Source organism: Azospirillum sp. UENF 312511 (genome assembly GCF_058780635.1).
The window spans coordinates 715500-729715 of sequence record NZ_JBSNCG010000001.1; the positions used below are offsets into that span (position 1 = coordinate 715500).

13 protein-coding genes are annotated in these 14216 nt (G+C 67.6%); 6 read left to right on the forward strand and 7 right to left on the reverse strand.

The window, feature by feature from the left end:
• Nucleotides 1-24 precede the first annotated feature (24 nt).
• Together ACWPN7_RS03215 and rnd are read right to left on the reverse strand one after the other, a co-directional pair.
• Nucleotides 25-1314, reverse strand: a complete 1290-nt coding sequence (locus ACWPN7_RS03215; RefSeq protein ID WP_040134396.1) for a hypothetical protein — start codon at nucleotides 1312-1314, stop codon at nucleotides 25-27.
• 264 nt (nucleotides 1315-1578) lie between these two features.
• Nucleotides 1579-2745 (reverse strand): ribonuclease D, encoded by a 1167-nt coding sequence (gene rnd, locus ACWPN7_RS03220; RefSeq protein ID WP_103039606.1) that lies wholly within the window; start codon nucleotides 2743-2745, stop codon nucleotides 1579-1581.
• A 166-nt stretch (nucleotides 2746-2911) separates the two neighbouring features.
• Here rnd and aspS point away from each other — a divergent pair, with 166 nt between their 5' ends.
• Entirely contained in the window at nucleotides 2912-4741 is a 1830-nt protein-coding gene (gene aspS, locus ACWPN7_RS03225) for an aspartate--tRNA ligase (protein WP_014197455.1), read from the forward strand.
• Between the two features lie 124 nt (nucleotides 4742-4865).
• Here aspS and ACWPN7_RS03230 read toward each other — a convergent pair whose 3' ends face one another.
• Nucleotides 4866-5093 (reverse strand): hypothetical protein, encoded by a 228-nt coding sequence (locus tag ACWPN7_RS03230; RefSeq protein WP_040134394.1) that lies wholly within the window; start codon nucleotides 5091-5093, stop codon nucleotides 4866-4868.
• Between the two features lie 147 nt (nucleotides 5094-5240).
• Nucleotides 5241-6119 (reverse strand): cell envelope integrity EipB family protein, encoded by an 879-nt coding sequence (locus ACWPN7_RS03235; protein WP_211112740.1) that lies wholly within the window; start codon nucleotides 6117-6119, stop codon nucleotides 5241-5243.
• A gap of 105 nt (nucleotides 6120-6224) precedes the next feature.
• Here ACWPN7_RS03235 and ACWPN7_RS03240 point away from each other — a divergent pair, with 105 nt between their 5' ends.
• On the forward strand, nucleotides 6225-7211 hold the full coding sequence (locus tag ACWPN7_RS03240; protein WP_459196658.1) for a 2-hydroxyacid dehydrogenase: 987 nt from the start codon (nucleotides 6225-6227) through the stop codon (nucleotides 7209-7211).
• A gap of 55 nt (nucleotides 7212-7266) precedes the next feature.
• On the opposite strand, the gene ACWPN7_RS03245 is transcribed toward ACWPN7_RS03240, so the two are convergent.
• Entirely contained in the window at nucleotides 7267-7461 is a 195-nt protein-coding gene (locus ACWPN7_RS03245; RefSeq protein WP_198129069.1) for a hypothetical protein, read from the reverse strand.
• Here ACWPN7_RS03245 and ACWPN7_RS03250 point away from each other — a divergent pair.
• The 4 genes from ACWPN7_RS03250 (at nucleotide 7460) to ACWPN7_RS03265 (ending at nucleotide 12130) form a co-directional block, all read left to right on the forward strand.
• Complete coding sequence (locus ACWPN7_RS03250) at nucleotides 7460-8269, forward strand: GGDEF domain-containing protein (protein WP_201043355.1); 810 nt, start codon at nucleotides 7460-7462, stop codon at nucleotides 8267-8269. The two genes, ACWPN7_RS03245 and ACWPN7_RS03250, sit on opposite strands and share 2 nt — an antisense overlap.
• Before the next feature lie 126 nt (nucleotides 8270-8395).
• Nucleotides 8396-10141, forward strand: coding sequence for a sensor histidine kinase (locus ACWPN7_RS03255; protein WP_282184635.1), 1746 nt, complete (start codon nucleotides 8396-8398; stop codon nucleotides 10139-10141).
• Nucleotides 10142-10291: 150 nt separating this feature from the next.
• Complete coding sequence (locus ACWPN7_RS03260) at nucleotides 10292-10705, forward strand: response regulator (protein ID WP_081863163.1); 414 nt, start codon at nucleotides 10292-10294, stop codon at nucleotides 10703-10705.
• A gap of 27 nt (nucleotides 10706-10732) precedes the next feature.
• Nucleotides 10733-12130: a PleD family two-component system response regulator gene (locus ACWPN7_RS03265; RefSeq protein WP_149650151.1), complete on the forward strand. Its 1398-nt coding sequence runs from the start codon at nucleotides 10733-10735 to the stop codon at nucleotides 12128-12130.
• Nucleotides 12131-12229: 99 nt separating this feature from the next.
• On the opposite strand, the gene rpmG is transcribed toward ACWPN7_RS03265, so the two are convergent.
• The gene (gene rpmG / locus ACWPN7_RS03270; protein ID WP_012974790.1) at nucleotides 12230-12397 is read right to left on the reverse strand and encodes a 50S ribosomal protein L33; all 168 of its coding nucleotides are present in this window, start codon (nucleotides 12395-12397) and stop codon (nucleotides 12230-12232) included.
• Nucleotides 12398-12558: 161 nt separating this feature from the next.
• Entirely contained in the window at nucleotides 12559-14082 is a 1524-nt protein-coding gene (locus ACWPN7_RS03275) for a S41 family peptidase (RefSeq protein ID WP_459196659.1), read from the reverse strand.
• Nucleotides 14083-14216 lie beyond the last annotated feature (134 nt).

Genomic DNA, 14216 nt, shown 5'->3' on the forward strand with positions numbered 1-14216 from the left:
GAGGGGATCAAACTGGAAGAACCCTCACGCCACCTTGGCGTGGGCGATGGCTTCGCGGACGCTCACGCCCTTGCGCAGGATGTTGTCCACGGCGCGGCCCTGCACCATCGTGATGCCGACCTTGTGGGCGTAGACGAGGCTCGACACGCTGTCGCAGCGCGCCAGGATGAACTTGCAGCGGTCCTGCTCCTGGATGCGCTCCATGAAGTACTTCTCGAAGGTCGGGTCCATCTCCAGCATGTCGTTGGACCAGAAAATCTTCGCGTAATCGGCGTTCAGGTACTCCAGATCGAAGTTCGTCACCCAGAAGGGGTTCAGCCCGTCCACCGCGATCTGGTAGCGGCGGTCCTGGGCGAATTCCACAACCTCGTTGAACAGCGACAGATTCTCGATCAGGTCGCCCTTGGAGATTTCCAGCACCACCTGCCCGCGGAAATCGAGGGGAAGCCGTTCGTCGAACTTCACGAAGCCGGTGGAAATGACCGTGGACAGATTGATGTTGATGCCGATGCGCCGGCCCCGCATGAAGCTGAGCCCGTGGTTCAGCGCCCGCAGCACCGACTGGTCGAGGTTGGCCGTGAAATAGTTGAACAGCCACTTGTTGGCCGTGATGTCGTAGTCCGGGCAGAGCCGTTCCTGAAGCAGCTTGATTGAGATGTAGAGTTCGAAATAGGCCATGTCCTCTTCGGCGTTGCGGCCGATGTTGGCGATGGCTTGGTTGAACAGGAAGGGCGACAGGTCGAACATCTGCATGGAGCGTTCGAGCTTCGCCATCTCCTCCAGCGTGATCGGCGGCTTCGTCTCGTTGGAATGATCGCCGGTCTCGTTGGCCTGCAATTCCTCGATGAAGCGGATGACGTTGATGAAGTTCAACGCCAGTTCCATGATCGAGTAGAGCGAGAATTCCTTGTAGGGGTTCGCCCCGGTCAGGGTCGTCTTCGCCAGGAAGATCTGCTCCACCTTCTGGCAGACGTCGGTGACGCCGGTCAGCTTCAGCCCCTTGTAGAGGATGATGACGTCGCCGTTGGAGATGTTGAAGGACTGGAGGTAGGAGGCCTTGCTCGCCAGTTCCTGGATGATCGTGCGGACGATCATCTGGCTGGACGGGTCCTTGTCCCGCAGCAGCGACAGGTGCATGTGAATCAGCCGCATGCCCTGCAGTTCGGACTTCGCGGAGCGGAGCAGATTCAGCAGTTTGTCGTTGTCAAATTCGGGCTTCTGGTCCTTCGCGGCGGCGACGGCAGCCTGCTTCTCCGTCGTGGAGAGGCGGACGCGGTCGCGTCCCATGGGTGGTTTGCCGCCGAACCTGCTCATACGCGAAATCCCCCGGGTGTGCGCATAGGGCGTGTGCGCACCTTATAGGCGAGAATTCCATCCGCGAGCCACACCGGGCCGATACACGGCATGGATACGGAGCCCGTGACTTATTAGCCCTGACCTTTTTTAACAATGCCTTAAAGCGCTGTTAATTGCGATGAATTGTTTCATAATTTTGGCTAAACGTCGCGACGCTGACTGAACCTGTAACGGGCCAAGCCGACTCTTGCGCCATTCTGGAATGATTCTGGATGGGGCCGCTTACGACCCCTCTCCATTGCCGGCTGGAACGATGCGGACGCGACGGTCGAGCACCGCCAGCCCGATGCGGCCATGCTTCAGCGCCAGCGCGTCTTCGCCGAACAACTCCCGGCGCCAGCCCTGCATCGCGGGTACCTCGGCCGCATCGTCCGCGGCGATGGCCTCCAGATCGGCGGCGGAGGCGATCAGCTTGGACGCCACGTTGTTCTCTTCGCACTTCATCTTCAGAAGCACGCGCAGCAACTCAACGATCGGTTGCAGTCCGGGCGGCGGCTCCTCGCGCGGCTCGACGCGCGGCAGTTCGGAGTCCGGCAGGTCCAGTCCCTTCTGGACGCAGGCCAGCACCTCGGCGCCCTGGCGCCCTTCCGCGAAGCCGCGGCCCATGCCGCGGGTGCGGGCGAGGTCGTCCACGCTGGTCGGGGCGTGGGCGGCGATCTCCAGCAGCGCCTCGTCCCGCAGCACGCGGGAGCGGGGCAGGTCGCGGCGCTGCGCCTCGCGCTCCCGCCACGCCGCCAGCTCCTTCAGCACGGCCATGAAGCGCGGCTTGTTGGTCCGCACCTTCAGCCGCAGCCAGGAGCTGTCCGGGTCCGTCTGATAGGTGGCCGGGTCGGTCAGGACGGCCATCTCCTCCTCCAGCCAGTGGGCGCGGCCGGAGCGGACGAGGCGGCGCTTCAGCTTCTCATAGGCCGGGCGCAGGTGGATCACGTCGGACAGGGCGTAGGTCAGCTGCCGCTCGGTCAGCGGGCGGTGCGACCAGTCGGTGAAGCGGCTGGACTTGTCGATGCGCGCCCCGGCCAGCTTGGTGACCAGCGTCTCGTACCCCACGCTCTCGCCGAAGCCGCAGACCATGGCGGCGACCTGCGTGTCGAACAGCGGGTGGGGGATCTGGCCGGACAGGTGCCAGAAGATCTCCACGTCCTGCCGGGCGGCGTGGAACACCTTCAGGATGGCCGGGTCCACCATCACGCGGAACAGCGGCGCAAGGTCGATGCCTTCGGCCAGCGGGTCGATGGCGACCGCGCCGTTCGGCCCGCCGACCTGCACGAGGCAGAGCTGCGGCCAATAGGTCTTCTCGCGCAGGAATTCGGTGTCGACGGTGATGTAGTCCACCCCGGCCAGCGAGCGGCAGAAGGCGTCAAGGTCTTCGGTGGTCGTGATGAGTGTCATGCGGGCTTCATACACGAGCGCGCGACCGCGCGAAAGCTCGCCCTTCGGCAACTCTCCCAGCGTGCAGCGGACGCGGATGGCGACTTGACATTCCCGCGCTGTCGGTGTGGTGTGTCGGGCCGCCTTTCCGCGCAGGATTCCGACCTTTTCCAAGGTGTTTCGACCCATGCACCCCTACCGCACGCACACCTGCGGCCAGCTTCGCGAAGAGAACGCCGGTCAGATTGTCCGCCTGTCGGGCTGGATCAACCGCAAGCGCGACCATGGACAGCTCCTGTTCATCGACCTGCGCGACCATTACGGCCTGACGCAGTGCGTGGTCGACACCTCCAACCCGGCCTTCCAGGCGGCGGAGCGGCTGAAGCTGGAATCGGTCATCACCGTGACCGGCAAGGTGGTCAAGCGCACGGCGGAGACCATCAACGACCGCCTGCCGACCGGCCGCATCGAGGTGCAGATCGCCGAGCTGTCGGTGCAGGGCGAGGCGGAGCAGATCCCGCTGCAGGTCAACCAGGACACCGACGCCGGCGAGGACGTGCGCCTGCGCTACCGCTTCCTCGACCTGCGCCGCGAGCGCATCCACGAGAACATCCTGCTGCGCTCGCGCGTCATCGCGTCGGCGCGCCGGCGCATGATCGACCAGGGCTTCACCGAGTTCCAGACGCCGATCCTGACCGCCTCCTCGCCGGAGGGGGCCCGCGACTATTTGGTGCCCAGCCGCAACCATCCGGGCAAGTTCTACGCGCTGCCCCAGGCGCCGCAGCAGTTCAAGCAGCTGCTGATGGTCGCCGGGTTCGACCGCTACTTCCAGATCGCCCCCTGCTTCCGCGATGAGGACGCCCGCGCCGACCGCAGCCCGGGCGAGTTCTACCAGCTCGACTTCGAGATGTCCTTCGTCACCCAGGAGGACGTGTTCGCCGCCATCGAGCCGGTGCTGCACGGCATCTTCGACGAGTTCGGCGGCTTCCGCCGCGAGACGCCGCCGGCCATCGACAAGCCGCCCTTCCGCCGCATCTCCTTCGCAGAGTCGATGCTGAAGTACGGCAACGACAAGCCGGACCTGCGCAACCCGCTGGAAATCACCGACGTCACCGCCGTCTTCAAGCGCGACGACGTGGAGTTCCGCGCCTTCAAGCAGACGCTGGAGAAGGGCGGCGTGGTCCGCGCCATCCGCGCCCCGAAGGTGTCCGACAAGCCGCGCAGCTTCTTCGACAAGCTGAACGACTGGGCGCGCGGCCTCGGCGCTCCGGGCCTTGGCTACATCATCTTCGAGGCGGCGGGCGGCAAGGGCCCGATCGCCAAGTTCGTGCCGGAGGCCGCCCAGGCGGAACTGCGCACGGCGGCGGGCGTGGAGGACGGCGATGCGGTCTTCTTCGTCTGCGACCAGCCCGGCCCGGCGGCCAAGCTGGCCGGCTTCGCCCGCACGAAGATCGGCGAGGAGCTGGACCTGATCGAGAAGAACGCCTTCCGCTTCTGCTGGATCGTCGACTTCCCGATGTACGAGCTGGACGAGGAGACCAACAAGGTCATCTTCAGCCACAACCCCTTCTCCATGCCGCAGGGCGGCCTGGAGGCGCTGAACACGATGAACCCGCTGGACATCAAGGCGTACCAGTACGACATCGTCTGCAACGGCGTGGAGCTGTCGTCGGGCGCCATCCGGAACCATCTGCCGGAGCTGATGTACAAGGCGTTCGAGATCGCCGGCTACCCGCCGGAGGAGCTGGAAGCCCGCTTCGGCGGCATGCTCAGCGCCTTCAAGCTGGGCGCCCCGCCGCACGGCGGTTCGGCCCCGGGCATCGACCGCATCGTGATGCTGCTGGCCGACGAGCCGAACATCCGCGAGGTCATCGCCTTCCCGCTGAACCAGCGCGCGGAAGACCTGCTGATGCAGGCCCCGGCCCCGGTGGATCAGGCGCGCCTGCGCGAACTGCACCTGAAGCTGGACCTGCCGAAGCCGAAGGTCGCCGCCGAGGCGCCGAAGGCCGCCACCTGACGGCTTGAGTTTTCCTTTCCCTTCCCGCTTCGGCGGGGAGGGCAGGGCGGCCAACAAGAAAGCCCCCCGTCCGCGAGGCCGGGGGGCTTTCTTGTTGGGAACGGAAAGGCGAAACCGGAAGGCTTCAGGCCGCGACGTTGCCGGCGGGGGCCGATCCGATCATGCGGTAATAGTTGGAGTCGACCAGGACGAAGCAGCTCAGCGTCTTGGCGTCGCCCTCGTCCTCCGTGCTGACCACGCGGGCATGCGGGATGCCGAACAGGGTCACGGTCTCCCGCACGCGCCAGGACCGCCCGTTGGTCGCGCCAACGGTCTGGAACACCTGTCCCACCAAAACCTGCTTCTTGGCCATAGGGAAACCCTCATCCTGCTGTCGGTGCACACCATGACTCCATGGAGGCGTGGATGCACCATGCACAGCTTAGGCCAGTTTCGTCATAATATGGCAAATTGAATTGTAACGATTTGCGCCAAAGGCTGTGACCTTTGCGCCCGGCGGTCAGCAACCCGACTTCGGCAGAGCCTCCACCTTCTCCAGGATGGCGTTCACGGTGAAATCGCCGTAGTCGATCTGCATGGATTCGGCCACGCCGTTCTGCAGCAGGCGCAGGCTCATCTCGTACTCGGGCTGGGCGGAATCGCTCTTCAGCGGGAAGAAGGCCATGCGCACCGGCCACGCCTTCTTGCCCTTCAGCAGCGGGTCGGCGCCGTCCTCCTTGATCGGCGCCGCCGCGCCGATGACCGTGGAAACCTCGGTCGCCCCTTCGGAATCGGCGCCGTCGAAGACGACCCGGTTGAAGAAGGTCTCGCCGGCCCCGGCGTGGTCGAGCACCGCCAGGGTGTGGGCGGTCGGGAACATGGTATTGGGGGGCAGTTCCATGTCCTGGGGCTCCGGCTTGGAGAAGGCGGCGGTGCCGGTGCCGTCCTTGGCCAGCCGGGCGTCGCCGCGCACCTCCTCATCCTCCTCGCCGTTGATCAGCTTGCGGACGTTGAAGCGGTAGCGCTGCCCGTCCTTGGCCTCCCACGTCGTGTAGTTGGTGGTCATCGCCATCTCGTCGCCCTCGGCGTAGACGAAGCGGAGCTGAAAGCGCTGCTCCGTCGTCCAGCCGTCGCAGGCGTCGGCCCATTCGAAGAGCATGCGACCCCGCACGTCGCTGACCTTGGAGCTGTTGCGGGCGGACAGCAGCGACATCTTGTAGACGGCGCGGTGGGGCAGGATGTTCGCCGCGGCGCCGGCGGCCGCCCCCACCGCCGCGCCCGCCGCGTTGGCGGGTGCCGCCTGGACCGGGCCGGCTGCGGGAAGGGTGGTCAGGGACACCAGGAACGCGCCGAAGGTCGCGCAAAGGGCGAGGCGGGCGGCGGAGCGGCGGTTCTGCAAAGCGACATCCACAGGTGATTGGCAGCGTCGGATGGATTATGGGTGTTTCGGCGTCGGAGCGGAAGGCCCGACCCCCCGAATAAACGGAAGGCTGAGGACAGAAACATGCGCAGCGACACCCCCGCATCACGCCCCGTCCTCCTGGTGACCCGGCGCCTGCCCGAGGCTGTGGAGGCCCGCGCGGCGCGCGATTTCGACGCCCGGCTGAACCCGCAGGACCGCGCGCTGTCCGGCGCCGACATCGCCGTCCTGGCGGCGGAGACCGGTGCCGAGGGCATCCTCTGCACCGCCGGGGACCGGCTGGACGCCACCGCCATCGCGGCGCTGCCCGAGGAGGTGAGGATCGTCGCCACCTTCTCCGTCGGCACCGACCACATCGACCTGAACGCGGCCAAGGCCCGCGGCCTGATCGTCACCAACACCCCGGACGTGCTGACCGACGCGACCGCCGACATCGCCCTGCTGCTGATGCTCGGCGCGGCGCGGCGCGCCTCGGAGGGTGAGCGGATGATCCGCGCCGGGGCGTGGAGCGGCTGGACGCCGACCCAGCTTCTCGGCACCCATCTGGGCGGAAAGCGGCTGGGCATCATCGGCATGGGCCGAATCGGGCAGGCGGTGGCGCAGCGGGCGCGGGCCTTCGGCATGACCATCCACTACTCCAACCGGCGGCGCCTGCCCGCCGAGCAGGAGGCGGGGGCCGTCTATCACGCCGATCCCGAGGCGATGCTGGCGGTCTGCGACGTGCTGTCCCTGCATTTCCCGGCGACTCCGGAAACCACCCACTGGCTGAACGCGGAGCGGATCGAGCGTCTGCCGCCGGGCGCCATCGTGGTCAACACCGCCCGCGGCTCCGTCGTCGACGACGAGGCCCTGATCGCCGCCCTGGCCTCCGGACGGCTGGCCGCCGCGGGGCTGGACGTGTTCGAGAACGAGCCGAACCTGCACGCCGGCTACCGGGGGCTGGAGAACGCCTTCCTGCTGCCGCATCTGGGGAGCGCCACGGTGGAAACCCGCAACGCCATGGGCTTCCGGGCGCTCGACAATCTGGACGCCGTCTTCGCCGGGGCGGAGGCGCCGGACCGCGTGGTGTGACACCGCCGCGTGCGCGCCTGTCGGGAGCCCGACAGGCCTTTTGTTCGAAAGCCGTTCAAAAGAGAAAATAAATCAAAAATAGATAAAATTTTCCGTAACCGGCTGTTCTCCAGGCAAATTCTGCCTGGGGGCGGCCTTGCCCGGCAGAAGTTGCCGGGACGAAAGGCCTAGTCTTCTGGATTTCCTCATATGGCACGGCGATTGCTTTGAATTCGGCGCAGCCAGTGCCGATCATGTGGAGAAAGCCCATGAGCGCCGTCGTGAACACCCAGGACCCGGACGCTATTTCCGCCGACCATCACGACGGACTGCCTTTCGACCGCGGGACCCACGACCGGCTGTTGCGGATGCCCCCCTTGCGAAGCTCGCGCATCGCCCATCCGGTGGTCGCCGTGACCGTCGAGGCGGCGGCCCTGGAGCGCCAGCTTGCCGAGGCCCGCGCGACCATCGCCGAACAGCGTGACCGGATCGCCTATCTGGAAAGCCTGTCCATGACGGACGAGTTGACCGGCCTGCTGAACCGCCGCGGCTTCTTCAGCCATTTCCGGCGCGAGATCGCCGCCGCGCGGCGGCAGGGGACCAAAGGAAACGGCGCCAAGGGAAATGGAACGGGCGGCGGGGTGCTGGTCATCATCGATCTGGACGGCTTCAAGCGGATCAACGACACCCATGGGCACATGGCCGGCGATGCCTATCTCCGGCAGGTCGCGCGGATGCTGGTCGGATCGGTCCGTGAGGAGGATGTGGTGGCCCGGCTGGGCGGGGACGAGTTCGCGCTTCTGCTGACCAAAACCGACGCGGTCTGCGGCGACGTCCGTGCCCGGCAGATCGCCGCGGCGGCGGGCCGACACTGCGTGCGTTGGAACAACGCCGACCTGCCGGTCCGCTTCTCCTTCGGGGTGCAATCCTATGGGGCCGACGACCGGGAGGAGGAGGTGATCCGCCTCGCCGATTCCCGGATGTACAGCAACAAGGCCGGACGTCGTCCGCGCCCCGCGGGACGCAAGGCCGAACGCCCGTCCGGTCATCGCGCGGCGAACCCGCGGACCACCGCCTGACACCGTTCGACTCCGGCCCGGAGGTTGCCGCCGGACAGCGGGATCGGGCAGCCTGTCGCACCCCCCAGACCGCGCTTGACCGGGCGGTCGTTCCAGCCGCAGCATCGGCACCTTTCCGTCGCAGAGGTGCCCGTCCTGAACACGTTTTCGGATAGTCCGAATCCTCCTTCTTCGCCATTCCGGGCTGGCCAATCAACCGGTTGGGCCGCCGAAGGCGCGGCCGATGGGATACAGCCGCACGGCGCCCTGGTGGCGTTGCACAGCGATGGAAAGACGATCCTGGCCTGCAGCGCGAACACCGCGGAATTCCTCGGCCTGGTGCCGGACCGGCTGCTGGGTCGTGACGTCGGGGTTCTCGAACTTCCCGAGCTTGCGGGTTTGTTGACGGGGCTGCGCGCCCTGCCGCCGGACCTGCGGGCGCTGGGTTTGCACGCGTCCGTGACGCCGCCGGGAAGCCGGCCGCTGCCGGCCTTTCTGCACGAGCATGACGGCCGGGTGATCATCGAGGTGGAAAGGCTGCCCGCCGGGGCGGAGCATTGGCCCGCCACCACCCCGCCGTCCGGCTTCATGCCGGGCGTCGCGGCCCTGCGCGGGGTCGCAGGCCTGGAGGCCATGGCGGCGCACACCGCCAAAACCGTCCGCCGTCTCACCGGGATGGACCGCGTCATCGTCTGCCGTTTCGACGATTTCGGCAACGGGGAGGTGGTGGCAGGGGACGAGGCGCCGGATTGGGCGCACGCCCTTCCCGAACTCCGGCCCGGCGAGGCCCTGCCGGCAAGCGCCTTCGACCGCGGTCCGGACGGCAGCCCGCGCCTGCGCGTGGTCCTCGACCATGCGGCGGCGCCGGTTCCCCTCCTGCGCGCCGACAGGGCGCTTCCGCCGCCCGATCTCGCCCACGCCCATCTGCGCAGCCCGGCTCCGGCCCGCCGGGACTTCCTGAGGCGCATGGGAGCCGGGGCGGCCCTGACCGTACCGATTTTCCAGGGCGGCAAGCCGTGGGGGGTGATTTCCGGCCACCGCCGCCAGCCCCAGGGGGTGCCGCCGTCCGTCCGGATGCTGACCGCCATGGCCGCCGACGCGTTCGGCCTGATGCTGGACTCCGCCGAACGCGCCCTGGAGCGGGAGCGCCGGACCGCCCACGCCACGCGGCAGGCGGAGCTGAACCGGGTCAAGTCCGACTTCCTGACCGGGATGAGCCACGAGCTGCGCACCCCGCTCAACGTCATCATCGGCTATTCGGACTTTCTGCTGCATCCGGGGACCGGTCCGCTGACCGACCGGCAGCGCGACTGCATCGGCAACATCCGCGCTTCCGGCACGCATCTTCTCGAACTCATCAACGACGTTCTGGACCTGTCGAAGATCGAAGCCGGCCACCTTGACCTGAACGACGAGGACGTGGACGTCGCGGTCATGGTGGGCGAGGTCTACGCCCTTCAGGAATTGACGCTGGCGTCCGCCGGGCTGACCTTCGACGCGCTGTTTCCCCGTCCGCTGCCGCGCCTGCGCGCGGACCGGCGGTCGCTGCGCCAGATCCTGCTCAACCTGCTGTCCAACGCCGTCAAGTTCACCCCGGCCGGAGGGCGCGTCACCATCGACGTGGCGCGCACGGAGGAGCGGACCGGGACCGGGCTGCGCATCGCCGTGATCGACACCGGGGTCGGCATTCCGGAGGAGCACCGTCCCATCGTCCTGGAGCCCTTCCGGCAGGTGCCGGGGGAGCGCATTCGCGGCGGCACCGGGACCGGGTTGGGGCTGCCCATCGTGCGGTCCCTGGTCGAGGCCCACGGCGGGCGGCTGACCCTGTCCGGCGGGCCGGGGCAGGGGACGCGGATTGACCTGCATTTCCCGCCGGAGCGGGTCATCGCATGATGGAAGCCGTGGAATCCGCAGGACTTATCGGTCGGCTGCGGGCCGCGAAGGACATCGCTAACGACAATTTAACCGTCGCGGCGGGACAGTGAACGGGATATACCGGTCTTTCCGGGTGTGGTCGCTGCAAGCAGAAGCGCGGGTGGCACAATGCTCGCGGAACCGAACAGCCCCAAGAAGGCGCCGATGGACGACCGAACCGTGAAGCGTGTCCTGATCGTCGAGGACAACGAGCTGAACATGAAGCTCTTCCACGATCTGTTGGAGGCGCACGGCTACGCGACGCTTCAGACCCGCAACGGGATGGATGCCCTGGCCATCGCGCGGGAGCACCGGCCGGACCTGATCCTGATGGACATCCAACTGCCCGAGGTGTCGGGCCTGGAGGTCACGCGCTGGATCAAGGACGATCCGGAACTGGCGGGCATTCCGATCATCGCGGTGACCGCCTTCGCGATGAAGGGGGACGAGGAGAAGATCCGGGAGGGCGGCTGCGAGGACTACATCGCCAAGCCGATCTCGGTGACGAAGTTCCTGCAAGCCGTTCAGAAGTTCCTTCGTTAACCTTTTACGGGATCGGTCGCACGTTCCATGTCCGCTCGCGTCCTCGTCGTCGATGATGTCCTTCCGAACGTGAAGCTGCTCGCGGCGAAGCTGACGCGCGAGTATTTCAACGTCATCACCGCCAGCAATGGTCCCGAGGCGCTGGAGGTGATCCGGCGTGAGGCTCCGGACATCGTTCTCCTCGACGTCATGATGCCGGGCATGGACGGGTTCGAGGTGTGCGAGAAGATCCGCTCCGACCCTGCGACCATGCACATTCCGGTGGTGATGGTCACCGCCCTGTCCGACGGCGCCGACCGCGTGCGTGGGCTGGAGGCCGGGGCCGACGACTTCCTGACCAAGCCCGTCAACGACATCGCCCTGTTCGCGCGGGTGCGCTCGCTCGTCCGCCTGAAGATGATGATGGACGAATGGCGGCTGCGCGAGACCACCTCCGGCCAGTTCGGGGTTCTGGAGCCGACCGGCACGCTGCACAGCGAGTCCTTCGAGGGGGCCCGCATCCTGGTGCTGGAGGATTCGCTGCTCGATCTGGCCAAGATCGCCGAGACGCTGCAGCGCGACCATGGCCACATCATGTCCGCCGACACCTGCGCCACGGCTCTGGAGCGCGCGCTGGGCGACGATCTGGATCTCGTGGTGATCAGCCTGACCCTGATGAACGAGGATGGGCTGCGTTTGTGTTCCCAGCTGCGCTCGCACGAACGCACGCGGCAGGTGCCGATCCTGCTGGTGGTGGATGAGGGCGACCTCAACCGCGTCGCCAAGGGGCTGGAGCTGGGCGCCAACGATTACGTCATCAAGCCGATCGACCGGAACGAGCTGCTGGCCCGCGCCCGCACCCAGATCCGGCGCAAGCGCTACCAGGAGCGGCTGCGCGCGAACTACGAGCAGAGCCTGTCCATGGCGCTGACCGACAGCCTGACGGGCGTCTTCAACCGCCGCTACATCAACGCCCACCTGCCGCGGCTGCTGGAGCGGGCGATCGACAACCACAAGCCGGTGGCAATCCTGCTGTTCGACATCGACCATTTCAAGGTCGTCAACGACAGCTACGGCCACACCGTGGGCGACGAGGTGCTGAAGGAGGTGTCCAGCCGCGCCAGCCGCAACCTGCGCACCTTCGATCTGGTGGCGCGGCTCGGCGGCGAGGAGTTCGTGGTGATCCTGCCGGACACCGACGCCGAAGCGGCGCTGACGGTGGCGGAGCGTCTGCGCACCCGCATCGCCGACACCCTGTTCAAGGTGACCGCCGACGTGGGTGAGATCCCGGTCACCGTGTCCATCGGCGTCACGGTCGGCGGCCGGCTGGGCGACACCGCCGAAGGGCTGATCCGCCGGGCCGACGAAGCGCTCTACGAGGCCAAGCGCGCCGGGCGCAACCGCACCATCGCCGACCCTCGCGCCGACGCCCTGCTGGCTCCCTGACGGGCGCCGGGCCGGCTCCTGACCGGACCTGGGACCCTCCGGACAAGCAAAAGGCCGCCGAAAGGCGGCCTTTCTGATTCCGCTGGTCCCGGGGAAACCTTACTTGATCTTGGCTTCCTTGAACTCGACGTGCTTGCGAGCCACCGGGTCGTACTTACGGAACGACAGCTTCTCGGTGGTCTTCTTCGGGTTCTTCTTCTTCACGTAGAAGAAGCCGGTGTCGGCCGTGCTCACCAGCTTGATGAGGACGGTGTTCTGCTTCGCCATGATCTCAATCCCGACTAAAAATCCGTGACCCGCCAGCCCGGCGGGGCGGCGTCGTAGCGGGGGAAGATACCCGCTACAGCCGCGATGTCAAGCCTTTGTAAAGTGGCCGGAAGGGCCGGTCGGAGTCCTTTTTTCGCCCGCAATCCGGGGCGGAAAACGACTCAGCGCTCGGCCACCGTGTTGGTGGAGGACAGGGCGACCGCGCGCTGGTAGAGCGCCGGTTCGGCGAGAAGGCGCAGCGCCACCTTCACGTCCAGCTCCGGTTCGTGCTCCTTCCACGGGCAGGCCTCGCGCAGGCGGGCCAGAGCCTCCTCGTCGTCGGCGGCGCGGGCGCGCCAGCCGGCGAATTGGGTCATCGGGCGCGCCCGGCCGTCGCGCAGGTCGGACAGCAGGGAGACGGGATCGTCCTGGCCGGTGCGGCTGGTGCAGACCGTCGGCTGCACGCCCTGGCGGTGCAGGGTGTAGCCGGCGGGCGTGTAGATGCGGCTCCAGGTCAGGAACAGCTCGCCGTCGTTGGGCAGGCGGGTCACCGTCTGGACGCTGCCCTTGCCGTAGGAGGAGGCGCCGACCACCACCGCGCGCCCCGAGTCCTGGAGCGCCGCCGCCACCACCTCGGCGGAGGAGGCGGACCGCCCGTCGACCAGAACGACCAGCGGCAGGCCTTCGGCGATGTCGTCGGGGCCGGCCTCGAAGCGCTGGCGGCTGTCGGGGTGGCGGCCCTCGGTCGTGATGATCTTGCCTTGGGCGATGAACAGGTCGGCCACCGCGACCGCCTGATCGAGCAGGCCGCCGGGGTTGCCGCGCAGGTCGAGCACGAAGCCGCGCAGGCCCTTGCCCATGCTCTGCCGCGTCGACAGCACGGCGTCGCGCAGGTTGGAGGCGGTGGCGGCGTTGAAGCGGTCCACCTTCAGCACGCCGACCTGCTCGGACACGCTGGCGTTCACCGTGTTGGGAACCACGCGCTCCCGCCGGAGAGGGGCGCGGCGGGGCGGGTTGTTGTCGCGCGCCACGGTCAGCAGGACCATGGTCCCGGTCGGGCCGCGCAGCCGGTCGCGCATGTCCGACTCGTTCAGGCGCGCGGTCAGGTCGCCGTCGATGGCCAGAAGCTGGTCGCCGCTGCGGATGCCGGCGCGGTCGGCCGGGCTGCGCGGCAGCACGTTGCGGATCAGGGTGCGCCCGTTCGCCGTCTCCAGCGACAGGCCGATCCCGCCGTAGCCCTCGCGCTGGGCGCGTTCGCTGGTGGCGCGCTGGGTGCCGGTGTAGCGGGAATAGCCGTCCAGGTCCGACATCACGGAATCGAGGACCACCTGATAGACCCGCTCCGGCACCGCCTGATAGAGGGTTGGGGAGTAAAGGCGGGCGCGTTCCACCGCCTTGGTGGTCAGAGCGGCCCAGCCGGCGGCGTCGGACAGCGACGGGGCGGCGTACTCGCCGATCAGGCTTCCGGAAACGTACAGGCGTACGGTGTTGCCCTGGCGCTCGGCGCGGGCGGTCGGGTCGATGGTCGCGAGACCCTTCAGCCCGTCCAGCCCGAGGCGGCCGAAATCAACCTGTTGGAGATACACTTCGGCGATCTTGCCGTACGCAACGGCGAAGACCTGCTCGCTGACGAAGGCGGCTTCGGTCGCGGCTGTGGCCGGACGGGGCAGCGCCCCGCCGAGGCATCCGAGGCCGACAGCGAGCATGGCGGCTGCGAGCGGGACCGACAGCCGCCCGCGCGGCGAAAATCCTCGTTTCCGTATGCCCATGGCGCGCCGTACGCGGCCTCCTTTCCCACAGGCGGACCCGGACGGTTGCCCGCCGGGTTCGAACGGATAAG

Coding starts and splice junctions, on each gene's coding strand:
- ACWPN7_RS03215 (WP_040134396.1), bottom strand. CDS start 1,314: ATGAGCAGGTTCGGCGGCAAACCACCCATGGGACGCGACCGCGTCCGC.
- rnd (WP_103039606.1), bottom strand. CDS start 2,745: ATGACACTCATCACGACCACCGAAGACCTTGACGCCTTCTGCCGCTCG.
- aspS (WP_014197455.1), top strand. CDS start 2,912: ATGCACCCCTACCGCACGCACACCTGCGGCCAGCTTCGCGAAGAGAAC.
- ACWPN7_RS03230 (WP_040134394.1), bottom strand. CDS start 5,093: ATGGCCAAGAAGCAGGTTTTGGTGGGACAGGTGTTCCAGACCGTTGGC.
- ACWPN7_RS03240 (WP_459196658.1), top strand. CDS start 6,225: ATGCGCAGCGACACCCCCGCATCACGCCCCGTCCTCCTGGTGACCCGG.
- ACWPN7_RS03250 (WP_201043355.1), top strand. CDS start 7,460: ATGAGCGCCGTCGTGAACACCCAGGACCCGGACGCTATTTCCGCCGAC.
- ACWPN7_RS03245 (WP_198129069.1), bottom strand. CDS start 7,461: ATGGGCTTTCTCCACATGATCGGCACTGGCTGCGCCGAATTCAAAGCA.
- ACWPN7_RS03260 (WP_081863163.1), top strand. CDS start 10,292: ATGCTCGCGGAACCGAACAGCCCCAAGAAGGCGCCGATGGACGACCGA.
- ACWPN7_RS03265 (WP_149650151.1), top strand. CDS start 10,733: ATGTCCGCTCGCGTCCTCGTCGTCGATGATGTCCTTCCGAACGTGAAG.
- rpmG (WP_012974790.1), bottom strand. CDS start 12,397: ATGGCGAAGCAGAACACCGTCCTCATCAAGCTGGTGAGCACGGCCGAC.
- ACWPN7_RS03275 (WP_459196659.1), bottom strand. CDS start 14,082: ATGCTCGCTGTCGGCCTCGGATGCCTCGGCGGGGCGCTGCCCCGTCCG.